This window comes from Acinetobacter sp. YH12116 (assembly GCF_013418895.1).
Lineage (GTDB): Bacteria > Pseudomonadota > Gammaproteobacteria > Pseudomonadales > Moraxellaceae > Acinetobacter > Acinetobacter indicus.
Genome location: NZ_VPBE01000027.1, coordinates 1 through 25,225 on the forward strand (window position 1 = coordinate 1; position 25,225 = coordinate 25,225).

General features: G+C 45.9%; 25 protein-coding genes. 14 read left to right on the plus strand and 11 right to left on the minus strand.

Going from position 1 to position 25,225, the window contains the following annotated elements; all coding sequences use genetic code 11:
- The first annotated feature begins 177 nt into the window (after positions 1-177).
- Both FTU54_RS12625 and serC read left to right on the plus strand, forming a co-directional pair.
- Positions 178-609, plus strand: coding sequence for a DUF3887 domain-containing protein (locus FTU54_RS12625; RefSeq protein WP_104488818.1), 432 nt, complete (start codon positions 178-180; stop codon positions 607-609).
- 295 nt (positions 610-904) lie between these two features.
- A complete protein-coding gene (gene serC / locus FTU54_RS12630) occupies positions 905-1,984 on the plus strand; it encodes a 3-phosphoserine/phosphohydroxythreonine transaminase (protein ID WP_180054536.1) in 1,080 nt (359 codons plus the stop codon).
- 62 nt (positions 1,985-2,046) lie between these two features.
- Here the strand turns inward: serC and FTU54_RS12635 are convergent, their stop codons facing one another.
- Complete coding sequence (locus FTU54_RS12635; protein ID WP_005176552.1) at positions 2,047-2,187, minus strand: hypothetical protein; 141 nt, start codon at positions 2,185-2,187, stop codon at positions 2,047-2,049.
- Positions 2,188-2,584: 397 nt separating this feature from the next.
- Positions 2,585-3,517, minus strand: a complete 933-nt coding sequence (locus tag FTU54_RS12640) for a hypothetical protein (RefSeq protein ID WP_075168247.1) — start codon at positions 3,515-3,517, stop codon at positions 2,585-2,587.
- Positions 3,518-3,781: 264 nt separating this feature from the next.
- Here FTU54_RS12640 and FTU54_RS12645 point away from each other — a divergent pair, with 264 nt between their 5' ends.
- Positions 3,782-4,249 carry a YaiI/YqxD family protein gene (locus FTU54_RS12645; RefSeq protein ID WP_005176559.1) on the plus strand — a complete coding sequence of 156 codons (468 nt, stop codon included), beginning with the start codon at positions 3,782-3,784 and terminating at the stop codon, positions 4,247-4,249.
- Positions 4,250-4,254: 5 nt separating this feature from the next.
- Positions 4,255-5,178: a DMT family transporter gene (locus FTU54_RS12650; protein WP_180074814.1), complete on the plus strand. Its 924-nt coding sequence runs from the start codon at positions 4,255-4,257 to the stop codon at positions 5,176-5,178.
- On the opposite strand, the gene FTU54_RS12655 is transcribed toward FTU54_RS12650, so the two are convergent.
- Positions 5,166-5,732: a PilZ domain-containing protein gene (locus FTU54_RS12655; RefSeq protein ID WP_005176561.1), complete on the minus strand. Its 567-nt coding sequence runs from the start codon at positions 5,730-5,732 to the stop codon at positions 5,166-5,168. The two genes, FTU54_RS12650 and FTU54_RS12655, sit on opposite strands and share 13 nt — an antisense overlap.
- 25 nt (positions 5,733-5,757) lie before the next feature.
- Between FTU54_RS12655 and FTU54_RS12660 the strand changes: the two genes are divergently transcribed.
- The 3 genes from FTU54_RS12660 to FTU54_RS12670 all read left to right on the plus strand — a co-directional run bounded on the left by FTU54_RS12660 (position 5,758) and on the right by FTU54_RS12670 (position 10,157).
- Positions 5,758-6,993, plus strand: coding sequence for a lipoprotein-releasing ABC transporter permease subunit (locus FTU54_RS12660; protein ID WP_005176562.1), 1,236 nt, complete (start codon positions 5,758-5,760; stop codon positions 6,991-6,993).
- Positions 6,986-7,669: a lipoprotein-releasing ABC transporter ATP-binding protein LolD gene (lolD, locus tag FTU54_RS12665; RefSeq protein ID WP_005176563.1), complete on the plus strand. Its 684-nt coding sequence runs from the start codon at positions 6,986-6,988 to the stop codon at positions 7,667-7,669. Before FTU54_RS12660 ends, lolD begins: the two co-directional genes overlap by 8 nt.
- A gap of 85 nt (positions 7,670-7,754) precedes the next feature.
- Complete coding sequence (locus tag FTU54_RS12670) at positions 7,755-10,157, plus strand: DNA internalization-related competence protein ComEC/Rec2 (protein ID WP_171301056.1); 2,403 nt, start codon at positions 7,755-7,757, stop codon at positions 10,155-10,157.
- Here FTU54_RS12670 and FTU54_RS12675 read toward each other — a convergent pair.
- Positions 10,154-11,095: a lysophospholipid acyltransferase family protein gene (locus tag FTU54_RS12675; RefSeq protein ID WP_168408347.1), complete on the minus strand. Its 942-nt coding sequence runs from the start codon at positions 11,093-11,095 to the stop codon at positions 10,154-10,156. The genes FTU54_RS12670 and FTU54_RS12675 overlap by 4 nt on opposite strands.
- A 130-nt stretch (positions 11,096-11,225) precedes the next feature.
- Between FTU54_RS12675 and sppA the strand changes: the two genes are divergently transcribed.
- Together sppA and FTU54_RS12685 are read left to right on the plus strand one after the other, a co-directional pair.
- Positions 11,226-12,251, plus strand: a complete 1,026-nt coding sequence (gene sppA, locus FTU54_RS12680; RefSeq protein WP_168406944.1) for a signal peptide peptidase SppA — start codon at positions 11,226-11,228, stop codon at positions 12,249-12,251.
- Positions 12,248-13,051, plus strand: a complete 804-nt coding sequence (locus FTU54_RS12685) for an alpha/beta fold hydrolase (RefSeq protein WP_005176572.1) — start codon at positions 12,248-12,250, stop codon at positions 13,049-13,051. The genes sppA and FTU54_RS12685 overlap by 4 nt, the downstream gene beginning before the upstream one ends.
- A 76-nt stretch (positions 13,052-13,127) precedes the next feature.
- Here FTU54_RS12685 and purN read toward each other — a convergent pair whose 3' ends face one another.
- Positions 13,128-13,757, minus strand: a complete 630-nt coding sequence (purN, locus tag FTU54_RS12690) for a phosphoribosylglycinamide formyltransferase (protein WP_104500385.1) — start codon at positions 13,755-13,757, stop codon at positions 13,128-13,130.
- A gap of 6 nt (positions 13,758-13,763) precedes the next feature.
- Positions 13,764-14,834 carry a phosphoribosylformylglycinamidine cyclo-ligase gene (gene purM, locus FTU54_RS12695; RefSeq protein ID WP_005176576.1) on the minus strand — a complete coding sequence of 357 codons (1,071 nt, stop codon included), beginning with the start codon at positions 14,832-14,834 and terminating at the stop codon, positions 13,764-13,766.
- Positions 14,835-14,970: 136 nt separating this feature from the next.
- Between purM and cxpE the strand changes: the two genes are divergently transcribed.
- The 4 genes from cxpE to FTU54_RS12715 all read left to right on the plus strand — a co-directional run bounded on the left by cxpE (position 14,971) and on the right by FTU54_RS12715 (position 21,294).
- Entirely contained in the window at positions 14,971-16,194 is a 1,224-nt protein-coding gene (cxpE, locus tag FTU54_RS12700; RefSeq protein ID WP_180047248.1) for a chloramphenicol efflux transporter CxpE, read from the plus strand.
- An 18-nt stretch (positions 16,195-16,212) separates the two neighbouring features.
- A complete protein-coding gene (gene hda / locus FTU54_RS12705) occupies positions 16,213-16,917 on the plus strand; it encodes a DnaA regulatory inactivator Hda (protein ID WP_005176580.1) in 705 nt (234 codons plus the stop codon).
- Between the two features lie 120 nt (positions 16,918-17,037).
- A complete protein-coding gene (gene rbtA / locus FTU54_RS12710; RefSeq protein WP_180074815.1) occupies positions 17,038-18,846 on the plus strand; it encodes a rhombotarget A in 1,809 nt (602 codons plus the stop codon).
- 15 nt (positions 18,847-18,861) lie between these two features.
- A complete protein-coding gene (locus tag FTU54_RS12715) occupies positions 18,862-21,294 on the plus strand; it encodes a CSLREA domain-containing protein (RefSeq protein WP_180074816.1) in 2,433 nt (810 codons plus the stop codon).
- A gap of 84 nt (positions 21,295-21,378) precedes the next feature.
- Here FTU54_RS12715 and FTU54_RS12720 read toward each other — a convergent pair whose 3' ends face one another.
- From FTU54_RS12720 to FTU54_RS12740, 5 genes are all read right to left on the minus strand, one after another.
- Complete coding sequence (locus tag FTU54_RS12720; RefSeq protein ID WP_005176585.1) at positions 21,379-21,777, minus strand: DUF3106 domain-containing protein; 399 nt, start codon at positions 21,775-21,777, stop codon at positions 21,379-21,381.
- On the minus strand, positions 21,767-22,087 hold the full coding sequence (locus FTU54_RS12725; protein WP_168369658.1) for a hypothetical protein: 321 nt from the start codon (positions 22,085-22,087) through the stop codon (positions 21,767-21,769). The genes FTU54_RS12720 and FTU54_RS12725 overlap by 11 nt, the downstream gene beginning before the upstream one ends.
- Positions 22,084-22,698 carry an RNA polymerase sigma factor gene (locus tag FTU54_RS12730; protein WP_005176588.1) on the minus strand — a complete coding sequence of 205 codons (615 nt, stop codon included), beginning with the start codon at positions 22,696-22,698 and terminating at the stop codon, positions 22,084-22,086. The genes FTU54_RS12725 and FTU54_RS12730 overlap by 4 nt, the downstream gene beginning before the upstream one ends.
- Positions 22,699-22,857: 159 nt before the next feature.
- Complete coding sequence (locus FTU54_RS12735) at positions 22,858-23,634, minus strand: RNA methyltransferase (RefSeq protein WP_168369657.1); 777 nt, start codon at positions 23,632-23,634, stop codon at positions 22,858-22,860.
- Between the two features lie 51 nt (positions 23,635-23,685).
- The gene (locus FTU54_RS12740) at positions 23,686-24,660 is read right to left on the minus strand and encodes a class 1 fructose-bisphosphatase (RefSeq protein WP_005176592.1); all 975 of its coding nucleotides are present in this window, start codon (positions 24,658-24,660) and stop codon (positions 23,686-23,688) included.
- 188 nt (positions 24,661-24,848) lie between these two features.
- On the opposite strand from FTU54_RS12740, the gene FTU54_RS12745 reads away from it, so the two are divergent.
- Positions 24,849-25,046 carry an NF038105 family protein gene (locus FTU54_RS12745; RefSeq protein WP_163145979.1) on the plus strand — a complete coding sequence of 66 codons (198 nt, stop codon included), beginning with the start codon at positions 24,849-24,851 and terminating at the stop codon, positions 25,044-25,046.
- Positions 25,047-25,225 lie beyond the last annotated feature (179 nt).

Sequence of the window (25,225 nt, forward strand, 5' to 3'; positions counted from 1 at the left end):
TCAGAATAATTCAAGTGAATTTGTTTGAAAGAAGAACTTTAAAAGCTTTATTTTCACCCGATAAAATACCCATAAAACAAGAGGAAGCTCAAATGAGCTTCCTCTTGTGAAAAATTGTGGGACAGCAGTGCGCTTCGGCGTCCTTTTTTACACAGTACCGTACAGGAATAACCCGATATGCAGCTTAAATTATGGATAGGCTTGAGTGTTCTGGCTTTGGCCGGATGTGATCAGCTGGGTCAAAAAGCCATGGACGCCATTCCAAATCCGAGTCCGCAGCAGGAACAGGTGGCACAGGCGGCCTATGACAATTTACGTGATGGCGAGTTCGAGCAGTTTCTGAATCATCTCGAACCAGAACTCAAAAGCCATTTTCAGGACAACCAGAAAGTCATGAAACGCTTTGCCAAGGTGATTCCAAAAGGCGAATATAAATCGCGTACCCTGATGACCAAAAGTATTGAAACCGGTAGTAATCAGCCGGGTCAGTACAAGATTAGCTATGAATATGCATATCCGAAAAATCTGGTGCAATATGACGTCAGCTTTGACCAGCCGGGCGGTAGCAGTAAAATCCGCAACTTGAATATTCAGGTATTTGGTGAGTGAGTGCACTCTTAATCACTACATTTTACTAAGCTTTACCAGATCGCTGCGTATTACTGCATATATATTCAAGATCAGTGCAAAATGTATTTAAGTAATAGAAAGAGGTCATCCACATTGGGCTAGATATAGAGTGAGATAGGTTTCCAATCTGCTGGAAAATTTCAAATTATCTTGTGAATCTATATTGATTTTTCGACTGTATCTGCGTGCCAAGATTGAAATAATTTTGTGCAAGCCCGAGCAAGATGTGGTTAAATGCCTATTTTATTGTGTTTCACCTTGACAAGGAAAAATCATGCGCGCGTACAACTTCTGTGCTGGCCCTGCTGCATTACCCACTGCCGTATTAGAAAAAGCTCAAGCAGAAATGCTGGACTGGCACGGCAAAGGCCTTTCGATCATGGAAATGAGCCATCGTAGCAAAGATTATGTTGCGGTTGCAGAAAAAGCAGAAGCCGATTTACGCAAACTCATGAACATTCCTGAGAACTATAAAGTACTGTTCTTGCAGGGTGGGGCATCCTTACAATTCTCGGCAATTCCATTAAACCTGCTCGGTAAAAATAACAAGGCCGATTATATCCATACCGGTATCTGGTCTGAAAAAGCATTAAAAGAAGCACAGCGTTATGGCGATATTCATGTCGTGAACGCAGGTATTCAGATTGATGGTAAACATGCGATTAGCGCGCAAAGCGAGTGGGATTTATCTGCAGATGCAGCTTATGTGCATTATGCCGACAATGAAACCATTGGTGGTCTGCAATTTGCCAGCATTCCTAAAACCGACAAGCCGTTGGTGTGTGACTATTCATCTAGCATTCTGTCTGCACCGCTAGATGTTAGCAAGTTTGGTTTAATTTATGCGGGTGCACAGAAAAATATTGGCCCGGCAGGTTTAACCCTGGTGATTATCCGTGAAGATTTACTGGATCAGGCCAAGCCGGAAATTCCAAGCATCCTGAAATATTCAGATCAGGCGAAAAATGGTTCAATGGTGAATACGCCATCGACCTATGCCTGGTATTTATCCGGTCTGGTTTTTGAATGGTTACTGGAAAATGGTGGGGTTGATGCCATGCATCAGACCAACCTTGAAAAAGCCAAACTGCTTTATGGTTATATCGATTCAAGCGATTTCTACGCCAACCCGATTGTTGAAGCCAACCGTTCGATCATGAACGTACCATTTACGCTGGCCAATGCCGATCTGGAAAAACAGTTCCTGCAAGAAGCGGAAGCCAATCATCTATTGAATCTGGCTGGTCACCGTTCAGTTGGTGGTATGCGTGCCAGCATTTATAATGCCGTGCCACTTGAAGGTGTTCAGGCACTGGTTAACTTTATGGATGACTTTGCCAAACGCAACGGCTAATCCAGCGTATACGAAAAAGCCCATCATCAGGATGGGCTTTTTTATGGGATATGGAATACGGATTAAAAAATAAATTGATGCAGCAGGTAGGCAGAAATCATCATGCCCAGAACAAAAAACAGGCAGGACATTTTATCCAGACGATAACGCTGACCCATTTGATGTTCAACAGATTGTAAGTTTTCTTCTTGCACGATTTTCATAGATATTATATCCAGTGATCTATTTATCGTTGATACTTTCGATTTGTCACATATTATTAACATAAAAAATTGGTTAAATAAAGTACTAAATACATTTTCCTTAATAAACTTTTCAGCCGATTTAAAATCAGAACATCATCTCTTCATTCTGTTGACCGGATTTATTCAATATTCAATTTTTAAACAGATTTAATCTAAGTCTATGAAAATCAATAGAGATTAAATAATAAGCTTTAAAATTTAAAACTGTGGATAAATAAGTGATTTTTGAATTTAAAATAGTGCTATTTAGAATAAAACTGTGGATAAAATATAATCAAATAAATTCAAAAGATACAAAAAAGACCTGCTTCAAGCTGAAAGCTCATATTGAAGCAGGTCTTTCTTTAAATATAAATTATTGTTTTTTCGCGTAAATACTGACCTGAATCCAGATATTGCCGCGAATGAACTGGCCAATTTCAAAATCAGCAAACTTGGGTTCTTTGGTCGCAATACGGATTAAAGTGGCTGGCTGGTTGTCTTCATGAATCAGGCAGACATCATACAGGGTGTAATCCTGATTCATAAATTGCGCTTGGGTTTTACCGACCACATTGCCCTGGAACCAGGCTTCATCTTCCTGTCCTAAGACTTCACCATATAAATAGGCCACCATTTTGGAGAAATTCACGGTCACCGGGGCTTTATCTTCTTCAGATTTTGGCTCCCAGGCGTCAATCTGTTCCTGCAAATTGGCCGGGGCAACACCATTATTGGCCGCCAGAATATCATTTAAGGCACGGTGATGTTTAATCGAGGCCGGATCATCAACAATCAGTTGCTCATCTTCTGCCACGGCTTCCAGCTCGTAAGCCCAACCATTCAGATGCGCGATATAAGTCTGGTCTTTTTGGTACTGGTGGTGATTGACGCTATACAGACTGTCAAAGGCATAGACCGTGGTGTTTTCACCCAGATTCAATCCCAAAACCGCCTGGGTATTGGAAGGGCAGCTAATAATCCGCTCAATGGTCACCGGGGTTTTATACGGGCTTTCAAAGCATGGAAAGGCCGTTTTAACCGCTTTCGGCTGATTGGCCTCTACGGCAATGACCTGCGCCAGTTGAATCGGCTGTTTGACCGGACCCTGAATCAGCCAGGTGCTGTCATCCATATCACATTCTTGTGCGCATAGCCCCATTGGCATGATGGGTGCATCCAGTGCCTGACCTAACCATTTGGGAACATCAACATTCGGCTGATCGGTGAGCAGCGTCCAATGCTCTACATGGCTGCCAAAACTTTGATCTTCAATGGTAATAATGTCTGGTCTGTTCTGATTTTTCATAAGCACGTTAAGAGAATGTCGAGTGGCCTTAATCTATTTAATCGAGGGTGTTTTAAATTTTTCAAGTCGGGGCGCCGATTTCTCTTTTGAAAATGCCCGAAATGATGAGAAAAGTCAAAGGATGAGCTTAAGCTGCTTAAGCAAAATCAGCTGATTCAGCGTGTTATTACTCCAGCATTATCTTGGTGAAAAAGCTTGTATTTCCCACCGCGACGTTGAGTGAATTTTGCTACACTAGGGACATCAAAATTGCCGGAATTGAAAGTGCTGCCATTTAAGCTGTGGGTGGATGCCGATGCCTTACCAAGAATTTTAAAAGATGTGATTATCCGGGCTTCTGACCGCTATCAGCTCGAAGTAATTTTTGTAGCCAATCAGAATGTGGGCATTACTCCATCGGTGCGGATTAAATCCCTGCAGGTCATGAGCGGCGCAGATGCGGCCGATCAGGAAATTGTTGAGCGGATGCAGGCCAACGATATTGTGGTGACCCAAGATATTCCACTGGCAGCGCAGGTGATTGAAAAGGGCGGTATTGCGATTCATCCACGTGGTGAAATCTATACCACTGCCAATGTTAAAGCGCGGCTGCATTTACGTGATTTTATGGATACTCTACGCGGCGCTGGCGTGCAGACCGGTGGGCCACCGCCAATTTCTGAGCGCGATAAACGTGAATTTTCCAGCAGTCTGGATCAGACCATTCAAAAACAAAAACGTAAAACCGGCTGAATTACATGCCCTCAAAAAATAATATTGCCCTGACTTATATGCTGCTGGTGTTTATCTGGGCCTCGACACCGCTGGCGATTGTCTGGAGTGTGTCGGATTTGCATATGCTGTGGGCGCTGGCTTTACGTTTTTTTATTGCCTTGCCGCTGGCCTTTGTCTTTTTATTGCTACTCAAAGTGCGTTTTCCGGTTGATCAGACTGCTCTGCACAGTTATGTGGCGGGTTCCTGCAGCCTGTTTGGTTCCCAGATTTTTACCTATCTGGCCACCAGCTATTTAAGTTCGGGCATGATTGCACTGATGTTTGGTCTGGCGCCGATTATTGCCGGCCTGATTGGGCGTTTTGCCTTTCAGCAGCGTCTGAAAAAACTGCAATGGTTCGGGATGCTGGTTGCAGTGCTGGGACTGGGTATTATCTGTCTGGGCGGAGGAAACCAGCATGTACAGCCGGTCGGGATTGGTCTGATGCTGCTGAGCGTGCTGATTTATGCCATGTCCATTTTCTGGGTCAAAAAAGTGAATGCCAAGGTGGAACCTGTGGCACAGGCCACTGGTTCAATCCTGATTTCAACCTTGATGGCAATTTTGATGTTGCCAATAATCTGGCCTTATGCACCGACTGAAATTCCGGAAACCAAGGCTTTATTCTCTTTGCTGTATACGGTGGTGATGGCTTCACTGATTGCCATGTTCTGTTATTTTAAGCTGGTACAGAATATTCAGGCGACCACATTGTCACTGACCACTGTCATGACCCCAATGCTGGCCCTGCTAATTGGTGCATTTCTGAATCAGGAAGCCCTGAGCTTGACAGTGCTGATTGGAGCTTTGGTCTTATTGTTTGGCTTGTTCTTATATTTCTTCCATGATTTACGTGCAAGCCGGGCGTTGGCACGTAAACAGGCACATCCTGAAACTTATTTAGATTGACACTGCTGGATGACTTCGGCCAGTTTGCTGCGGTCTTGCGGGTGTAAAGTAATAAAATAGGCCCCGGTACGATAGCGGCCATTATCTTCGGCATTGCTATAGACCACCTGGGCAGTTGCAGCAATATGAAAGAAATTTTCCGGATGACTTAAGGTCACGTGAATATAGCTGCCATCGGCAATTTCACGCTCACTGTAGAAGCTTAAACCGCTTTCGGAAAAGTTGACCTGTTCTGGTACAGGTAACATGCTTTGTACAATTGCATCGTATAAAGAACCGGTAATCAGGTTTAATTTTTGGTTGAATAAGGATAAGATTCGAGCAATTTGTTGATCTTTTTCAGATAATTGTTCTAATTCGTAGTTAAGCGCATGATCAAATTGATCTAATTCAGCGAGTAGTAGAAAATAACGCGGCAACATAAAATTAGGATCGTAAGGATCATTAAGAGCAACTTGATCAGAAATAAGCTGATAGTTGATTCTCAACGCAGCATCGATACGTGACATCACGCGACGTTCATTTTGAGCGTTTTGATGCTGTAAATTTTCCATAATGTATTACCTCGGACTAGATGGTATGTTTAAACCAATCTCGCTATATATAGGGTTGAGATATACGCGCGCTCGGCGCAGTAATCACTTTATTTCTTTTATTGCTCTGGTTTCAATGATCGGTCTCACTTTAGGTGTTGCTGTTCTGATTACAGTGTTATCTGTGATGAACGGATTTGACCGTGAATTGAAGAACCGGGTCTTGGGGATGATTCCGCAAGCGACTGTTTCATCTACCCAGATTTTAACAGATTGGCCTGAACTTGCAAAAAAAGTTGAGCAACATGAGCATGTTACAGGTGCTGCACCGTTTACCCAATTACAGGGGATGTTGACCGCACACGGTCAGGTTTCCGGCATTATGGTGACCGGTATCGAGCCGGAATATGAGAAGAAAGTTTCGATTATTCATCAGCATATGGTGGAAGGCAGCATTGATAACCTGAAAAAAGGCGAGTTTGGGATTGTGCTGGGCAAGCAAATGACCGATGCCTTGGGCCTCAGTTTAAATGACAGTATTACTTTGGTCTTGCCTGAAGCAACGCCATCACCGGCCGGTGTGGTGCCACGTTTTAAACGTTTTACCATTGTGGGGATTTTCAGCATTGGTGCCGAAGTTGATTCGATGATGGGCTATATCGCCCTGAATGATGCTTCGACCCTGTTACGTCTGCCGGATGGCGCACAAGGCGTACGCATGAAGCTGGACGATATTTTTGCCGCACCTACCGTTGCCAACGACATTGTGAGTGAACTGCCAGCCAATTTCTATGCTTCAGACTGGACCTATACCCATGGTAACCTGTTCAGTGCGATTCAGATGGAAAAGGCCATGGTCAGCCTGTTACTGTTCTTAATCGTTCTGGTCGCAGCCTTTAATATTGTCTCATCTCTGGTGATGGTGGTGACTGACAAAAAAGCCGATATCGCAATTTTACGGACCTTAGGTGCATCTCCGGGCACGATTACCCGAATCTTTATGGTGCAAGGGACCGTGATTGGCGTGATCGGGACAGTCTCCGGCGCGATTCTTGGAATTATTTTTGCCTCCAGCATCAGTGGTTTTATTGCCTGGCTGAACAATGTTTTGGGCTTGAATCTGTTTGATGCCTATTTCATTAACTACTTACCATCGCATTTAAGATGGCAAGATGTCGTGGTCATTGTCAGCCTGTCTTTAATTTTAAGTTTCCTGGCCACAATTTATCCGGCGTTACGCGCGGCGAAAATTCAACCTGCAGAGGCGCTTCGTTATGAATAAAACTGTACTAGAAGCCAAACAGGTCACTAAACATTTTACTGACGGCAAAACCACAGTAGATGTACTGCGCGGCCTCGATTTAAAAATCGAACAGGGACAATTTGTGTCGATTGTCGGCGCCAGTGGTTCAGGTAAAAGTACCTTGCTGCACGTCCTTGGCGGGCTTGATCGTCCAAGTCAGGGCGAGGTTTATTTAAATGGCCAGCGCTTTGACAATTTAGGCGAAGCTGAGCGTGGTTATTTGCGTAACCAATATCTGGGCTTTGTTTATCAGTTCCACCATTTGCTACCTGAATTTAGTGCGCTGGAAAATGTGGCAATGCCCTTGATGCTGCGTAAGGAAAGCAACTTTAAAGAAGTCAAACAGCAGGCCGAATATCTGCTGGATCGGGTAGGCTTATCGCATCGATTGACCCATAAACCGGGTGAACTGTCGGGTGGTGAACGTCAGCGTGTGGCCTTGGCGCGTGCCATTGTCACCAAGCCGGCAGTCATGCTGGCTGATGAACCGACCGGGAACCTGGACCGTAAAACCGCCATCAAGATTTTTGAGCTGTTACGCGAGCTGCGCCGTGAGTTTAATATGGCCATGCTAATTGTGACCCATGATGAAGAGCTGGCCAAATCGGCCGATACCATTTTGCATATGCAGGATGGCATCTGGGTACCCGACTAAAACCCGATTATCAGATCAATGACCCTTGAAGCCCACTCCGGTGGGCTTTATGCTTGCTCAAAATAAAAATAAGACAGAAAACGACATGTTCAAAATCATGGGTGCCGGCTGGATTGTAGGTATTGCCTGTATGGGCAAAACGCTATGGCCGATGCTGGATTTCCCGCTCTGGTTGTCAGGCCTGTTACTGATTATCCTGCTTTTACAGCAAATAGCTGCTTTACATTGGTCCCATCTGGGCATCCAATTGATTAATACCTGTGTGGCATTTGTCATTACATTTTTGTTGGGGCTGAATTTTGCCCAAAACCAGTTGCAAGAGCGGTTGATATTTCGTGAACTGACCCGCCAGCCGGCAGAGGTGGTGGTCTATGTCCAGCAAATCAATCAGCTGGGTAGCAGCCAGCTCCGGCAACCGGTTCAGGTGCTGAACCGGCATAGCCAGCCGGTGCAATGGCTGGCCTTGCTGCCGGCTGAACAGGAACTACAGCTGGGGCGTTATTATCGTTTACAGGGGCAGACCTTGCCGGCGCACAGTTTTGCCGTTCCGGGTGCGTTTGATGTAGAGCAGTGGTATCTCCAGCAAAATATCATGAGCGGCTTTCAGGTCCAGTCGATTGTGGAACTGACTGAATCGGAACTGTATCGGCTGGGATTTGGGGCACATTTAAGACAGCATCAGCAACTCTGGCCGCAATTTAAATTGTGGATCGAAACACAGCGTTTACAGATTCGTGACTTTATCCAGCAGCAGGCATTGCAGCATCCCGGCTTAATACTGGCACTGCTGACTGGCGATAAAAGTTTACTCGATGAAGCCACCGAGCAGCAGTTTCAGCGTTTCGGGATGAGTCATTTGCTGGCGATTTCCGGGCCGCATGTGCTGATTTTTGCCGCCATGCTGTGTTTTGTGCTGCAGCGCCTGGTCACTCGCTATTGGCCCGAATTATATGCGCAATTGCCCCGAAGTTATCTGCTGTTGCTGCCGTTTATGGGCTGTGTATTTGTATATTGTGCCTATGTTGGGTTTGAAATTCCTGCGCTCAGGACTTTACTGATTTGTCTGGTGGCAGGCGCCTGCCTGTTGCTAAAGCAGCCTATACAGCCGCTGTCTTTGCTGATTGGTAGTGCTTCGTTATTGCTGCTGCTTGATCCGTTGAGTGTGCTGTCGGCGGCATTCTGGCTGTCTTATGGCGCCTGCTTTGTGCTGTTAAGGATTTACCAGACCCTCCGGCAACAACCGGTGCATCCGCAGCAGACGTTGATGCAGAAATTGTGGCAGGGCTTCCGGCTGTTATTTGAATCGCAATGGAAAATTTTTATTGCGCTGTTTCCGCTGATGATCATCTTCTTCAAGCAGATTGCCTGGATTGCGCCGCTGAGTAATCTATTGGCCATTCCCTGGATCGGTCTGGTGACTGTACCGCTGGATATTCTGGCCGGTTTAAGTTTTTATCTGGCGGAACCGCTGAGCCAGTTGCTGTTTCAGCTCAATGACTTGGCGCTAAGTCTGTTATTGGGTTGTTTGCAGTTGCTGGATTTGCTGTTTGTGCCACAACTGATTCCGGTTGCGCTGAGCCCACCGATGCTGCTGAGTCTGGTGCTGGGACTGATGATTTTATTTCTTCCCGCAGGTCTAGTGCCTAAAGCCTGGTCAGCGCTGTGCTTGTTGCCTTTGCTGTTTCAGGATCAGTTTTCTCGGCAGGTGGAACTTACTGTGCTGGATGTTGGGCAGGGGCAGGCAATCTTTTTACGCTATCGTGAACACAGCATGATGATTGATATGGGCGGTCATTATGATGAACAGAAATGGAGTATCGGCCGGCAGATTATCCAGCCCTTTTTAAGTGTCAAAGGCGTGCAGCAGTTAGATTATTTATGGTTGACCCATCTGGATCAGGATCATAGCGGCGCTTATCAGACCTTAAAGCCACAGTTACAGGTGCAACAGGTCTATGCCAATGCTCAGCTTGAAGTAAATCCTCATAGCCATTTTGACTATTGCCAGCAAGGACAGCAATGGCAGTGGCAGCCGGGCATCCAGATACAGGTACTCTCTCCGAAACCGGAGCAGTTAAATCCTGTAGAACAGCAGAAAAATGAAAGTTCCTGTGTGCTGCTGGTCGAGTTTGCACAGGCTCAGCCTTATTCTCGCTTTTTATTGATGGGTGATGCAGGCTGGCCGACTGAATATCAGTTATTACAGGATTATCCGGATTTAAAAGTGGATGTGCTGGTACTTGGCCATCATGGTAGCCGGCACAGTTCATCTTACCAGTTTTTAAAACAGCTGGAGCCTAAACTGGCAATTGCATCGGCGGGGCTGAATAACCGTTATGGCCATCCGAGCACGCAGGTAAAAGCCCGACTGAACGCCTTAAAAATTCCCTTATGGCAGACCGCGCAGCAGGGTAGCATCCAGTTTTATCCCACTGAGAATGAGGTGCTACCGTATCGGCATATGCGGGTTTGGCTGCGGCGTGATTAAGCGGAATTAGCTTTGGTATTTTGAATTAACGCCAAGGCTTCATCCGTAGGAATATCATAAATCCGTCTTAAGGCTGGATGTGCCTTAAAGCGTTTATAACTCCAGTGATAATGTTCCGGATGCTGGGCAATCAGCTGTTCAATCTTCTGGTGAATCATTGCGGTGCCTTCATTGGCAGAACAGTCGTAGAGCCGTGCGTCCATGGCTTCAATGAAAATATCAAAACCTTGCTGTTCATTGCGCAGTGCATACAGAAACAGGGCAGCGGCTTTAGTTTTTTGAATCAGCTTGGCGCTCAGGTTGCTGGATTCAAGTGGCAGACCAAAATAGTGAATCATTTCACCCCCCAAATGCGGGGTGTGGTCCGGCAAAATTACCGTGGTTCCACCTTGTTTTAGTGCCTTAAAAATCTGACGAATACCGCTGTCATTGGTCGGCACCAGATTGGCCTGTTCACGGCTGCGAGCATTACGGACAAACTCATCAGCCGATGGATTTTTTACCGGTTTATACATGATGGTCATTTCAGTATGCTGCGCCACCCAGGCATTCATGATTTCCCAGGTGCCAAAATGCGGCACAATCAGCACCACGCCTTTTTGCGCAGCCAGTGCCTCATGTAACAGCTGTTCGCCATGCACCTGATGAATGCGGGAAATATTCTTGTGGTTTTCTGCACCCCAGATATTAAAAAACTCAAAATAAGAGGTGAGTTCATTGCGAATGGCCTGACGCGCCAGCTGTTCGCGCTCAGTTGCATCTAAATGCGGCAAGGCAATATTTAAATTGAGGCGAATCACCTGAGAGGTCTTGCTGAGCTGAAAGACATTCAAAAATGCCGCCAATACGCGGGCCGCCCAGCGGGAAAGGCTGAGAGGCTGTCGACTGACAAAATGAAGTAAACGAGAGATAGTCGTTGGGGCGAGTTTATCAGTCATTCAGTATAGTGAAATCTAAAGAAAAGGTTAAAAATGAAAATATTATAGGGGAAAACATTCAATTTAGACAGCAATCAGTTTTTCGGCGTATATAATGGAGGAAAATTAACTCGAGTTTTGGATTGTTTTTATGTCCGATTGGCCGCCTAAACCAGAAAATGAAATCAAGAATAGCCATCCACCCACAGCACAACAACCGACAGGAAACGAATGGAAGTTACTGGAAAAAGCGGTTTTAGCCTCTGTTGAAGAACAGCGCCGCGCCAGACGCTGGGGAATTTTCTTTAAGTTCCTGACCTTTGCCTATATTTTTATTCTGCTGGTGATTATGGGTAAAGGCTGTAGCAATAATTCCGCTACGGCCGTGACCAGCAGTTCGCATATTGCCGTGGTCGATATTGTGGGTACCATCGCAGCGGATAAACAGAGCGTCAATAGTGAAAATACCATTAAATCACTGCGTAAAGCCTATGAAGCAAGCGGCAGTAAGGCGGTGGTGTTAAATATTAATTCACCGGGCGGATCACCGGTTCAGTCCGATGAAATCTGGCAGGAAATCCAGTATTTAAAACAGCAGCATCAGGATAAAAAACTGTATGCGGTGATTGGCGATACCGGTGCTTCAGGGGCTTATTATATTGCTTCAGCCGCCGATGAAATTATTGCCAATCCATCTAGTCTAGTTGGTTCGATTGGAGTGATTATGCCGAATTATGGCGTCAGTGGCTTAATGCAAAAGCTGGGTGTTGAAGATCGCACCATGACCTCCGGTGAAAATAAGGCATTGCTGTCGATGACACAACCGGTGGATCCAGCGCAAAAAGCCCATGTTCAGGGTGTACTAGATAATGTGCATGCGCATTTCATTACTGCAGTCAAACAGGGCCGTGGCAACAAGTTAAAAGCCAATGATCCGACCTTGTTCTCCGGCTTATTCTGGACCGGCGATCAGGCGTTGAAACTGGGGATTATTGACCGTCTGGGCAGTATGAATACTTTAAAACGTGAATTAAAAGTCGACAAAACCGTCAACTATACCATTGAATATAATCCGCTAGATTCGATGCTGGGTCGTATGGGCACTGCGGTAGGTCAGGGGATGGCCAGCGCTGTATCGCAGCAGATTCAATCTGAACAAAGTACCAAATTACAATGAAACCATTAATCCATTTTGCTCACGCCAATGGCGTACCGTCACGGGTCTATCAAAAACTATTTCAGCATCTGCAAGATGATTATGACGTGATTGATGTGCCTTTGCTCGGGCCAGATAAACGTTATCCAATCGATAATCACTGGAACAGTCTGACCCAGCAGGTGATTGACAGTATTGTGCGGCAGGCACAAGGCCGCAAGGTGATTGCACTGGGTCATTCACTTGGTTCGGTGCTGAGCTTTCAGGCCGCGCAGCAACGCCCGGAACTGTTTTCCCAGCTGATCATGCTGGATCCGCCAATGATCATGGGTAAAGAAGCCTTAGTGATGCATGTAGCGAAACTGTTGAAGCTGAAAGCCCTCGATAAAATGTCACCGGCGGGATTGTCTAAACGCCGCCGTGATCATTGGGAGTCACGTCAGCAGGCGGCCGAGCTGCTCAGACCCAAAGGCTTTTATCAAGATTTTGATCCGGACTGTTTTCAGGCTTATATCGACCATGCACTGACAGAAGATCCTGTACGTGGTGGGGTGACGCTTACCATTCCTAAAATGGATGAAGTACAGATTTTCCGTACCAATCCATCTTTATGGTGGTTGCCACAGGCCAAATTGAAAGTACCGGCACAACTGGTGGTGGCCGAGAAAGGTCCGTTTCTGGCCCGCAAGTTTCCACAGCAAATTGAGAAGAAATTCGGGATTCCTTTTCATGTTGCGCCGGGCGGTCATATGTTCCCACTGGAACAGCCTGAGCAAGTGGCACAGATGATTAAATCCTTATTACAGGATCAGGCACCTTAAGATTACTTTTGGGAAAAATCAGGTCATAAAAAAACGCATCCGAGGATGCGTTTTTTTATAGATATTACTTTTTATTTTAGCGCTGACAGAACTGTAGCGGTTGCGCTAACACCTGACCACGATACAGCACCGCGTTTGGTGTGTGCTGCAGCGTACCACTACAAATCCATTCCACCACTTGCGGATAAATCAGATGTTCCAGCACATGCACACGATTGGCCAAGCTTTCCACGCTGTCCTGATGCGATACAGTAAGTACCCCTTGGGCCAGCGCCTGACCGGCATCCAGCTCGGCAGTCACATAATGTACCGTACAGCCATGATAGACATCACCCGTGTTTAACACCCGTTGATGAGTATGCATGCCTTTGTAATGCGGCAGCAGAGAAGGGTGAATGTTCAGCATTTTCCCTTCCCAGGCTTTAACAAACTTGGCGCTTAAAATGCGCATAAAGCCTGCCAGCACCACCAGATCAACCTCCCAGTCTAAAAGCTGTTGATGCATCACATCATCAAAACTTTCACGGTCTGGGTATTGCTTGTGTTCAATTACCGCAGTGGCAATACCGGCTTTTTGGGCACGTTCCAGCGCATAGGCTTCAGGCTTGTTGGAAATGACCCCAACAATTTGCCCGGAAAGACGGGCATCAATCAGGGCCTGTAAGTTCGATCCACTGCCTGAAACAAGTACAGCAATTTTCAACATAGACAATTACGCAAAAATCACACGGATTTTTTCGTCAGCACCTTCAACAGATTCTGCATTGTCAACAATGTGACCCATTGCCCAAGCTTTTTCGCCCAACTGGTTCAGCAATTCAACAGTTTTGTCAGCATCCGCTGCATCCACTGCCAATACCATACCAACGCCACAGTTAAAGGTACGGTACATTTCGAATTGTTCAACACCGCCTTCTTTTTGCAGCAGTTTGAACAGTTCTGGCCATTCCCAAGAGGATTCGTTAATTACCGCTTGCGCACCATTTGGCAGAACGCGTGGTAAGTTACCAGGTAAACCGCCACCGGTGATGTGCGCCATTGCGTGAACATCAACAGATTTAAGTAATTCAAGAATAGGTTTGACATAAATACGGGTTGGCTCCATCGCTGCATCTGCCAGCGGACGGCCATCTACGATTTGAGTCAGGTCAACGTTTTTCACGTCCAGAATTTTACGAAGCAGAGAATAGCCGTTTGAGTGTGCACCTGAAGACGCAACACCAATCAGAACATCACCCGCTTTGACTTTAGAGCCATCAATAATTTTGCTTTGCTCAACCACGCCTACGCAGAAACCTGCAAGGTCATAATCTTCGCCTTCATACATGCCTGGCATTTCAGCAGTTTCACCGCCAACCAGTGCACAGCCCGCAAGCTCACAACCTTGACCGATCCCGGTAACTACATTGGCTGCAACATCAACGTTTAAGTGACCAGTTGCATAGTAGTCGAGGAAGAACAGTGGTTCTGCGCCACAAACCAGCAGGTCGTTCACACACATGGCCACCAGATCCTGACCAATAGTGTCATGACGGTTTAAATTAAGGGCTAAACGTAATTTTGTACCAACACCGTCTGTGCCTGATACGAGAACAGGTTCTTCATAACCTTTAGGAATTTTACAAAGTGCGCCAAAGCCGCCTAATCCGCCCATCACTTCAGGACGAGTGGTGCGTTTCGCAACAGATTTAATTCGATCGACTAACGCGTCACCGGCTTCGATGTCGACACCAGCATCTTTATAGCTTAAACCAGGGGTAGGGTTAGAAGTTGAGTTGCTCATAATGAAGTCTCCGCATTCGCGCGGGGGATTATAACCCGAATATACGAAACTCTTATGTTATTTATGCGCTAAAATGCTATCTTTATTAAAATATTTTACTTTATATAACGATTACACTGCAAAAAGGCGAGATTCTATGGCAGATCGTACTTTACGTCGCATTTTTATCCTTGCCGGGATAGCTTTAATTTTTTGGATTTTATATTTACTCAAGCCGGTCGTTATTCCATTTATTGTCGCCTTTCTTGTGGCTTATCTGTTCAGTCCACTGGTTGATACTTTATATCGGGTTGGGGTGCCGCGCTGGTTATCCATCAGCATCGTTTTTGTCGGAATCGGGATTCTACTGACCGTGGCAGTCTGGTACATCATTCCGCTGGTCTGGAAACAGCTGATGATTGCCCGCGACAGTATTCCGGTCGGAATTAACTGGATCAATACTACCTTTTTGCCCTGGATTTCTGAAACCTTTAATGTCGATGAGATGGAAATTGATACCACGCATATGTCAACCATTATCATGGACTATGTGCAGACCAATTACAGCGCCGACAGCATTCAAGCCATGATTTTACGGGTGGCGCAGTCCGGTCTGAACTTTATCCAGATTGGCGGGACCATTGTTTTAATTCCAATTATTGCCTTCTATTTTCTGCTCGACTGGGACCGTATGCTGGACAGTCTGCGCCGTTTAATTCCACGTCCGTATGAGCGCAGCACCCTGCATATTGTGAATGAATGCCATAACGTATTAGGCGCGTTTGTCAAAGGTCAGTTCCTGGTGATGATCCTCCTAGGTGTGGTCTATGCCACCGGTCTGCAACTGATTGGTCTGGACGTTGGCCTGATTATCGGGATGGTGGCAGGTCTGGCCAGTATCATCCCATATTTAGGTTTTGCGGTCGGGATTATTGCTGCGGTCATTGCCACCTTATTGCAGTTTGGTATCGACTGGATGCAACTGTTCTTGGTGCTGGTGGTGTTTATGATTGGTCAGGCGGTAGAAGGCTACGTGCTGCAACCGTTTTTACTGGGCGATAAAATTGGACTGTCACCGGTAGCAGTGGTATTTGCTGTACTGGCTGGTGCGCAACTGGCCGGTTTCCTCGGGATGTTAATTGCCTTGCCGGTTGCCGCGGTAATTGTGGTCTTGCTGCGTCATGCCCGGGATTGCTATGAACGCAGTCAGTGGTATGGACAGTCGACGGCTATCATTCATCATGACCAGCAAACGGGCAGTATCAGCATAGAAACTGATCAGGTGGATGTCGATATTGATCTTGAGAAAGATCAGACAAAGCCACTGCAACAGACTGAAAAATCGAGTAAGATGAATTCTCTTGATCCTAAAGATGTTTAACGAAGGCCTATTCTGTATATGCGTCAACTGCAGCTTGATATAGAACCTCAACTCGATGCCCGAATCAGTGATTTTTCTGGTCCGGGCTGGGGCCATGTAATTGACGCAGTGCGCCAGTTGCATGCGGGACTGGTTAACCGTTTTTATGTTTATGGCGGTGCGGGTACCGGCAAAAGCCATCTGCTTTCGGCGATTTGCGATTCTTATCTGGAAATTGGCAAATCCGCGATTAAAGTCTCTTTGCTGGAACTTCTGGATGCCCCGACCGAAGCCATTACTTCTTTAGATCATTTTGATCTGGTCTGTCTGGATGATATTGAAGCGATTAGCGGCGTGCCGCATTGGCAGCGCGCGGTATTTCATTTAATCAATTACAGCAATGAAATGGGCGGGCAATTGGTGTTTTCATCACGTTTTGCCCCGATTGAACTGAAACTGGAATTGCCCGATTTACAGTCCCGTTTAACTCAGGCTGTGAGTGTGAAAGTGCCGACTGGCAGCCTGTTTGCCGACCGTCAGGCTTTGGTAACTTCGGTGCTGCAACGTAAAGGTATTCAGATTGATCAGCAGATTATTGACTACTTGCTGTTACATGGTCCGCAGCAGACTTCAATGCTGTTACAAAGCCTGCAACAACTGATTCAGCTGCTAAAAGGCGAAAAAACCAAACTGAGCGGTGCGAATTTGCGTCAGATCTACGCATTAATTGACGAATATCGGTAAAATACAAAAAAACTTGAGTAATTACTCTAGCTATGACAAATTACACTCAAAATAAGTCTTAGTTGCAAGGAAGCTGCAACTTAAAAATAAAAATGAATAAATAGGTTAAGGAGTAAGCTTATGCTCAAGCGGAGCATCGGCATTGGTATGCTGTTTATTGCGGGACATGCTTATAGTAGCAATATTGTTGTCACCATCACTGAAGATATTCAAGCCAATGATAAAGAATGTTCACTGCGCGAAGCAGTCGAGTATATTAATTTGGGGTTGCCGGAAGAAGGCTATAATGGCTGCGGTGGCGAAAATTCCTCCAATGTCATTCTGTTAGAAAAACACGCCGTTTATAAACTTAATCAGCAGTTAAAAATCACCCAACCCTTAAGCATTAAAACCACCTATGACACCGGCCTGAAAGAAAACAATATCAAAGGCCTGAACAATGCCATTATCGAAATGGCCGGTAATGAACGTATTTTTCATATTGAAAGCAGCGATGATAAACGTATTCAGGTCAACCTGAGCGAAGTCAGTCTGCAAGGCTGTGGCAGCGACAGTTGCCGTCCCAATCAGGGCGGCCTGATTCTGAACCATGAATACCTGGTGCTGGATTATGTCAAGCTGAGTCAGGGCCGAGCCAACCAGGGCGGTGCCATCTATAATCTGGCTGAAGTGGGAGAGAATATCGCGCCAGCCTTTATTGAAATTAAAAACAGTTTAATCCAGCACAACCATGCCACCGAGGGTGGCGCCATCTATAGCCGACTGCCAAGCTTCCGGATTTATGCAGCGGTGTTTAGCGACAACAAAACCAGCGATCTGGCATCTGCCAACCTCTACACCCAGTTACCTACAGAAGATGTCGAAAATCTCAAGCTGCTGGCCGCTGCCAATACCATCAGCAGTACGACCTTTAACCGCAATGAAGGCTATGTGCTGAACCTGAGAGACAATATCGGGGTCAATAACGTCACTTTAATGGGCAATAGCGCAGGGGTACGTTTAGAAGCCCCGGCAGGAAAAGGCTATATTGCCAACAGTATTCTGCTGGCCAATCCACATCCTGTGACGGCGCAGTCTGCTAACTGTAGCAAAGAGGCAGCCGATCAAAGCGTGCTGCAAAACAATCTGGTCTCTGAAGAATGTGGACTGGGTGATACCAATTACCCGAACCAGATCTGGCAGGGTAGCCATATTTTTAGCGGGAATATCCTGGAAGGCGCCTGTAAAGTGCTGAGTGAAGATGAGGACGCCTTATTCTGCCCGTATCAGGTTAAAGAAGAGCAGTTCCTGGGCTATATTCGCCCACGTATTTTACTGAATTACCAGGCTCTGGCTGACTCTCCAATCGTCAACAAAGGCTATGCACAAGTGGGTACCACTGAGCAGGTTACTTGTGCCTCGGCAGATCAGCGCGGGGTGAACCGAGCTTCGGATAATACCTTGTGTGACCGTGGTGCAATTGAAATTACCGTACCTGATGCCTCAGGTCTCATTGGTCGGGATATTCTGGCCGGTGAAATTGCCGAAATGTCGGTCAGCGATTTAATTGGTGATAGTGATCTGGTACCAGCCGAGTTCTGTGACAGTCTGTTTAGCAGCAATCCGACTGGGAAAGCCTGGCAGGCCGGTTGTGTGCAGATTGAGCAGACCCAGACCAGTTCCAAGGGTCAACTGACGATTGATGAGCAGGGCAAGATTATTTATACCCCGGATTCTGCCTGGCATGGCGCAGATGTTTTTAAAATTAAACTGGTGACCAGCAGTACACGTTTTAACACCACCAAACCGTATGTGGAAATTCGTGTACAAGTGATTCAGGCACCTGAAAACCACATGGACAGTGACAAAATTAAAACATCTGGCGGAGCAGTGGCTGGCTATGGCGTGCTCATGTTGATGTTATTGGCAGCTTGGCGCCGTAAAAAATAAAAACAGGGAAAGGGAATGAAAAATTATAAAAAAGCACTCTTGGGAGTCATGATTGTCAGTGCCATGTCATTAATGGCCGCAGAAGACCGTACTATTTATGTCACCACATTTGCCGATGAAAATGGTGAAAACCCGGATAAATGTTCGCTACGTGAAGCCTTGGTGGCGGCCAAACAGAACAAAGCCTTTGGGGGCTGTAGTGTCGGCAATACCAACTATATTGCAGTGGATTATATCCGTCTGCAAGCGGGTGAATACAAGTTAAATGCTGAATTACGCCCGCAGTCCAATGTGCGGATTATGGGCGCAACACCGCTTGATTACAGCAAGAAAGATCCTATTACCCACCGTTATCCGGCGCTGATACCGCATCAGACCATTATTAACGGCCAGGGGCTGCATCGTATTGTTAATACGCTCGACAGTCAGGCCAATGTCATGTTTGACGATCTGACCCTTAAAAATGGCTATAGCGATGGGCTGGGCGGGGCTTTACTGGTTGCCGGACCGTTGACCTTGACCAATACCGCAATTCTGGATTCGCAGGCAGCGCGGGGTGGTGCACTGTATATTGCTGCCCATAATCAGGAACAGCCAATTACGGTGGTGAATAGCCTGATTCAGGGGAACAGCGCCAGTGTCGGCAGTGTGCTGGCGATGGACTGTACGGCAAATCTAGCAGATACCCAGGCCAATATCACCATTCAGCAAAGCAGTGTCATTCAAAATGGCAACAGCAACAGCCTGAGTAGCTTTGATTTTTGTGGCAAGCCGCGTCTGACTTTAACCAATACCACAGTGGCTAAAAATAAAGCGAACTTAACGCAGGGGCATATTTTTAACCTGGCCAATGGCCCGGAGCACCGCCTCAGTACGCAATCGGTCTTCAGTTTAAATAACAATACCATTGTCGAAAATGAGGCCGCCAGCACCTTCTATTATGATGATTCAGGCATCAAAGTATTAAGATTTAATGTGCTGGCATTTAATACCGGAAAATCATGCCGTTATGCGTTGAATAATGGCAATTTAACCGAGCGGCAACCGAATATCAGCTCATCACGCAATGCGCTAATTTTCCCGAATGCACAAAGTGTAGAGCAGGGGGTATGTGACCTGCCGGAAACGCTCGCGAGCACAGAAGAAAACTCAATGAGCTCGGTGAATCTGAGTGGCAAGCAGTTAAGTGATGTGCTCTATCCAATGCAGCCGGCTTCAGCCTATAACTTATTCCTGCCGTTATATTATCCAAAAAATCTAGGCAATGATGCAGACCTGGTCAATGTCGAAGGATTTGGCTGTGAAGTGTCAGATCAGCGTGGTTTACAGCGTGTGACTGATGGCACCCTGATTTTAGACCCAGAACAGAAAAACAGCTGTGAAATTGGTTCGGTTGAACTCATGCGTATGACCGCAGCAGATATTGTCAATCTGAAAAACGTGTCGCATGTGACCTTGTTTGACAGCTATCAGCAGGAGATTGACCGTTTAAAAGCGCTGGTTCAGGCACCAGAGAAAAATAAAGAGCTGTTGGCCCAACATCAGGCAGATCTGCAAAACTATGAAAATTTACTTAAATTTTCCAAGCAAAAACAGAAGTATCGGACTATTTATATCGATCCATTTGCACTGGCCCTCAAGCATGATGAGCCAAATGCCGATGGTAGCGTGGCACAATTGCTGGAACTAAAACCGGAACACTTTAATATCAGTACAGAAGTCTATGGTATTGGCGGTGGTTTAGAAGATGTGGCCTTTGACCGCAGTAAACTGCTGCATGATCCAAACCTGAAATGCGAATGGGATGCCGATGTAAAACGGATTCTGTTCTATCGGGTCGATGATCAGGTGACCCAGAATATTGATTCTGCCTATTGTGCCTATACCATTACGTCGGTGACGGATCCAACTGTTCAGTCGAGTGGTTTGCTTGAAGCAAAATTCATGAACATCAAACCGATTGCCAAAGCCGACCGCTACACCATTGAATATGGTTCGGATTTGAAAATTAATGTCAATCCGCTGGAAAATGACAGTGATGATGGCGATGGACCTGTCAATACACTGCTGTCTGGACAAAATAAACCGGCCTTTTATACCGATAGCAATGGACTTGAATTGCCAATCCGTTTAACCAATGTGCCTTCAAGTGTACTGGTCACGGCAGACCGGAGTGGTCCATGTCCAGGGGATTATGTGCGTGAAACTTGTTATGGCGGAAACCTGCAGATTCAGGTGCGTAACAGCTATAGCCCGTTTGATTATGAGCTGAAATACACGGTATTTGATGCTGAACAGGAGCTGTCCAATGAGGCGACCATCAGCCTGATCAATACCGCGAAAAACAGCAATACTGAAGGAAGCGGTGGTGGAAGTCTAGGGCTTGCTGGATTATTTGGTTTATTGGGCATGGCGGTATATCGTGTACGCCGTCAGTTTAAATCATAAATCATAAATCCAGTGAATGTAAAAAAGCCTCTGATAAGAGGCTTTTTTATGGACCAGCACTGGGTTGATGTGTGGCTTAATCGCTTAGTATTCTGTCGGCGTGATATATTTATTGATATATTCTTCACGAATCAGCACGCGTTCTTCAGGCGTGGCCTTCTGCATTCTTTGGCCGAGTTCCTTGCGTTCCTGGGTACTCATTTTTTGCCAGGTTTCACGCATTTTCTGCTTTTCTGCATCGGGTAGCTGAATAAACCAGTCCATACGCTGTTGCAAAGAAGCACTTTTATCGGACGGCAGTTCTTTTAAATTCTGATAACGCTTGATTAAGGCCAATTGTTCTTCATCTGAGAGGGTTTCCCAGCTTTCAACAATTTTTGTGTCTGCATCTTTGGAGAAAATCCAGAAACGCTCAAAGCCTGCAAAGCTGGTTTGCAAAAAGCCCAGCGCACAGAAGGCGAATGCTAAACGTTTAGCTGCCATGTTGAACTTTATCCTCACCCAGCACCAATAACATTTCTAGATCTTCCATCATTTGTGGTGAAAGTTTTGGCGTAGCCACCACCTGATTTTGCGGTTGCGCGGTCATTTCTACCGAATTTGGTAAAATGACGAATCCTGCAATGGCAGCCGCAAGTGCAAAACCGGACATTTTCCACAGGTCATAGCGTGATGTCTGCTTATCCTGAATCTGATCCAGAACATGATTCATCACCACAGCTTTGTCTTTGTGGTGGTGGGCGAGTCCATCAAGTTTGGAAGTCACTTGTTTTAAGAAATCATCTTGTTTCATTCTGATGATCCTCCCAGATATGGATTCATATGTGCCAGAGTCTGGCGTAAAGCCTGAATAGCACGATGATAATGGGTTTTTACACTGCCTTCAGAACAATTCATAATCTGGGCAGTGGTCTGAGTATCGAACCCTTCCCAGGCCCGCAGCATAAACGCTTGTTGCTGACGCACCGGAAGTTTGGCGATTGCCTCCTGAATTTCTTCAGCAGTCATGGCTTGGTCCAAAAACTCAGCAGGATTGAGTGCACGTTCATCGACCAGATCATTTTGTTCGACATCATCGTCATCCAGGCTGACTTTGCGGAAAAATGAAAAGGGTTGTGCACGACGGGCTTCTTTACGTCGCCAGTCCTGTAATTTGTTATTTAAAATGGTGTAGAACAGCGGATACCACTCATCTGTGCTTTTATCGGCATAGGATTTGTGCAGGGAAATAAAGGCTTCCTGAACCAGATCCATCGCGATGCCATGCTGTCCCTGAGTGGCACTTTCCATCATCACTAAGGCGCGCCCGGTGACCTCGTGCATAAAAGTTTTCAGGCGTTGTTCAGCCGTACTCTTCAGAGTACTCAAACTTTCAGGTTGAGACTTTTTGGGTGCTAAATCCATAGAGATGGAAAATCCTGTCATTGGATACCCACCATTATTTTTAACTTCATGGCACTATTAACGTTAAAAATAATGGTTCGGTTGACATTACAAGTTATTATTTTTCTAGTGTAATCTATTTTTTTAATAGGGCCAGCCTATTTAATATAAATTAACGTATTAGAGTCGTTGACGTACCATTTCAAAAAAACAGACTGAACCGGCAATCGCGACATTTAAAGATTCCTGTCCGCCCGGTTGTGGAATGGTAACGGCTTCGGCATGTGCTAGTGCGTAATCCGATACACCTTGACCTTCATTACCGAGAATCCATACGCATGGCTGGCTTAAGTCTTTGGCATACAGGCTGGTGGAACGGTGTGAGCTGGTGACATAGACCGGAATTTTAAACTGTTCCAGAATCTCCTCGAGCTGGATATTTTCAAAGGTCTGCAAAGAAAAATGCGCACCCATCCCGGCACGTAATACCCGTGGTGACCATAACGAGGCGGAGCCTTTGGTGCAGACAATTTGCTGGATGCCGGCTGCAGCAGCCGAGCGTAGCAGGGTGCCGACATTGCCCGGGTCCTGGACATTTTCCAAGATTAAGGTATCGGCCTGATAGTCAAGCGCCTGACTGGAACTTGGCAAATCGACAATAGCCAGACAGGCAAGGGTGGTGCCCAAGGTACTTAAATCTTTATATAAAGACTCGCCAATTACAAACACCGTACCCTGATACTGGTCCAGAATATCGTTCAGATCAGGATGTTTCAGGGCATTTTCGGTGGTGAAAATCGCGTTAATTTTCCGGTTTTGTTCTAACCATGCCAGACAAAGGTGCGAACCTTCAAGCACAGTCTGACCTTGTTTTTTACGGTAGCTGTTTTGTTCAATCAAGCCACGTAGGTGCTTAATTTTAGGATTATCTTTCGATTCGAGAAATAAGGTAGGCATGGAGAACATCCACACCTGTGAGCACAGACCCACAGGTGTTATCAGAAAAAATTAAGCGTGGTAGCCAGTAACAAGATCAACTTCGTTTTTAGAACCAATGATCACTGGTACACGTTGATGCAGATCGGTCGGTTCAATTTCCAGAATACGTACACGACCTGTTGTCGACGCACCGCCGGCTTGTTCCATGAGCATACTCATCGGGTTGGCTTCATACATTAAACGTAAACGGCCAGCTTTTTTCGGATCTTTCAGGTCATATGGATACATGAAAATCCCGCTACGGCACAGAATACGGTGAATATCACCCACCATACAGGCCACCCAGCGCATGTTAAAGTCTTTTTCACGCGGACCGGTTTTACCTGCTAGCAGTTCATCAATATAACGTTGAACGGGTGCTTCCCAATGACGCTGGTTAGAGGCATTAATTGCATATTCTTTGGTATCCGCTGCCACCTGGATATTTTCCGAAGTCAGCAGGAATTCCTGAGCTTCCGGGTCGAAGGTAAAGAATACTACACCTGCACCGACGGTTAAGGCCATCATGGTTGATGGGCCATACAGTACATAACCGGCAGCAACTTGGTGAACACCGGCCTGCATGAAATCAGCTGCTTGGGTCACTGCATTTTTTGCCGGAAGAATCGAGAAAATGGTGCCGACACACATATTGATGTCGATGTTGCTTGAACCATCTAGCGGATCGAACAGCACTAAATATTGGCCATTTTCCTGTGCCGGAGTGAATTCATCCAGTTCTTCTGAGGCTAAACCGCCCACATTGGGATGTTTCTGTAAGGCATCAATCAGGTAATCATTGGAAATGACATCGAGTTTCTTTTGCTCTTCGCCTTGCACGTTCTCATTTTGTGCGCTGCCCAGAACCCCAGCTAAGGCACCTTTTTGTAAAGCCTGATCAATGGTTTTGCAGGTGTTGGCAATGGTCTCAATCACCTGTGCAAGTTCAGGGGTTAAATTTCCGCTTTGTTGTTGTAGAAATTGGGACAGGGTGCGATAAGACATAATAGGAAAACTCCGAATAAGAATCGATCGGGCATGATCAAAAAAGCTTTGTCCGATATTTTAGATGAGAACAGCTTAAAAGAAAAATTAAACTCAACTATTTGACGTGATTTTGCCCTTGCAAGTCTGCTAGAAAGTGCTATGTTGATGTGAAGGAACAGAATCAACCAGTATATAGGAGCACACATATGACAACGTTAAAGTTTGATGCGACTCCAACCCCAAGCGAAGGCATTAGTTTAGATGAAATTAGCGCCGACAAGGTTAAAGAAGCCTGGAAGGGGTATGAAGCAAAGCCAGAGTACAAGAAATTTAACAAGCACGACATGATTGAGTCGATGCAACCCGCCAAAGATGAAGAAGATGCACAGGCAAATGCACCTTAAATAGAATTTGGCTCAGCTCTTGTGTTTGAGTATTAAAAAAGCGCCCGATGGAGTAATGCCAGTCAGTTAAGCAAATATTAGAAAAATGTAGTAAAAATGAGTGTATGTAAATACGCTCATTTTTTTATGTCTTTATCTGAACATTTAGAATCCACTCTTGAACATTCTCTCCCATCACT

What these genes read in the sequence shown, in the direction of transcription:
- purN (WP_104500385.1), bottom strand. Translation starts at nt 13,757, where the DNA reads ATGTTGAAAATTGCTGTACTTGTTTCAGGCAGTGGATCGAACTTACAG.
- serC (WP_180054536.1), top strand. Translation starts at nt 905, where the DNA reads ATGCGCGCGTACAACTTCTGTGCTGGCCCTGCTGCATTACCCACTGCC.
- purM (WP_005176576.1), bottom strand. Translation starts at nt 14,834, where the DNA reads ATGAGCAACTCAACTTCTAACCCTACCCCTGGTTTAAGCTATAAAGAT.
- lolD (WP_005176563.1), top strand. Translation starts at nt 6,986, where the DNA reads ATGAATAAAACTGTACTAGAAGCCAAACAGGTCACTAAACATTTTACT.
- FTU54_RS12715 (WP_180074816.1), top strand. Translation starts at nt 18,862, where the DNA reads ATGAAAAATTATAAAAAAGCACTCTTGGGAGTCATGATTGTCAGTGCC.
- FTU54_RS12670 (WP_171301056.1), top strand. Translation starts at nt 7,755, where the DNA reads ATGTTCAAAATCATGGGTGCCGGCTGGATTGTAGGTATTGCCTGTATG.
- FTU54_RS12660 (WP_005176562.1), top strand. Translation starts at nt 5,758, where the DNA reads ATGTTTAAACCAATCTCGCTATATATAGGGTTGAGATATACGCGCGCT.
- FTU54_RS12745 (WP_163145979.1), top strand. Translation starts at nt 24,849, where the DNA reads ATGACAACGTTAAAGTTTGATGCGACTCCAACCCCAAGCGAAGGCATT.
- FTU54_RS12640 (WP_075168247.1), bottom strand. Translation starts at nt 3,517, where the DNA reads ATGAAAAATCAGAACAGACCAGACATTATTACCATTGAAGATCAAAGT.
- FTU54_RS12725 (WP_168369658.1), bottom strand. Translation starts at nt 22,087, where the DNA reads ATGAAACAAGATGATTTCTTAAAACAAGTGACTTCCAAACTTGATGGA.
- FTU54_RS12625 (WP_104488818.1), top strand. Translation starts at nt 178, where the DNA reads ATGCAGCTTAAATTATGGATAGGCTTGAGTGTTCTGGCTTTGGCCGGA.
- FTU54_RS12635 (WP_005176552.1), bottom strand. Translation starts at nt 2,187, where the DNA reads ATGAAAATCGTGCAAGAAGAAAACTTACAATCTGTTGAACATCAAATG.
- FTU54_RS12735 (WP_168369657.1), bottom strand. Translation starts at nt 23,634, where the DNA reads ATGCCTACCTTATTTCTCGAATCGAAAGATAATCCTAAAATTAAGCAC.
- hda (WP_005176580.1), top strand. Translation starts at nt 16,213, where the DNA reads ATGCGTCAACTGCAGCTTGATATAGAACCTCAACTCGATGCCCGAATC.
- FTU54_RS12740 (WP_005176592.1), bottom strand. Translation starts at nt 24,660, where the DNA reads ATGTCTTATCGCACCCTGTCCCAATTTCTACAACAACAAAGCGGAAAT.
- FTU54_RS12720 (WP_005176585.1), bottom strand. Translation starts at nt 21,777, where the DNA reads ATGGCAGCTAAACGTTTAGCATTCGCCTTCTGTGCGCTGGGCTTTTTG.
- rbtA (WP_180074815.1), top strand. Translation starts at nt 17,038, where the DNA reads ATGCTCAAGCGGAGCATCGGCATTGGTATGCTGTTTATTGCGGGACAT.
- FTU54_RS12650 (WP_180074814.1), top strand. Translation starts at nt 4,255, where the DNA reads ATGCCCTCAAAAAATAATATTGCCCTGACTTATATGCTGCTGGTGTTT.
- FTU54_RS12675 (WP_168408347.1), bottom strand. Translation starts at nt 11,095, where the DNA reads ATGACTGATAAACTCGCCCCAACGACTATCTCTCGTTTACTTCATTTT.
- FTU54_RS12685 (WP_005176572.1), top strand. Translation starts at nt 12,248, where the DNA reads ATGAAACCATTAATCCATTTTGCTCACGCCAATGGCGTACCGTCACGG.
- cxpE (WP_180047248.1), top strand. Translation starts at nt 14,971, where the DNA reads ATGGCAGATCGTACTTTACGTCGCATTTTTATCCTTGCCGGGATAGCT.
- sppA (WP_168406944.1), top strand. Translation starts at nt 11,226, where the DNA reads ATGTCCGATTGGCCGCCTAAACCAGAAAATGAAATCAAGAATAGCCAT.
- FTU54_RS12730 (WP_005176588.1), bottom strand. Translation starts at nt 22,698, where the DNA reads ATGGATTTAGCACCCAAAAAGTCTCAACCTGAAAGTTTGAGTACTCTG.
- FTU54_RS12655 (WP_005176561.1), bottom strand. Translation starts at nt 5,732, where the DNA reads ATGGAAAATTTACAGCATCAAAACGCTCAAAATGAACGTCGCGTGATG.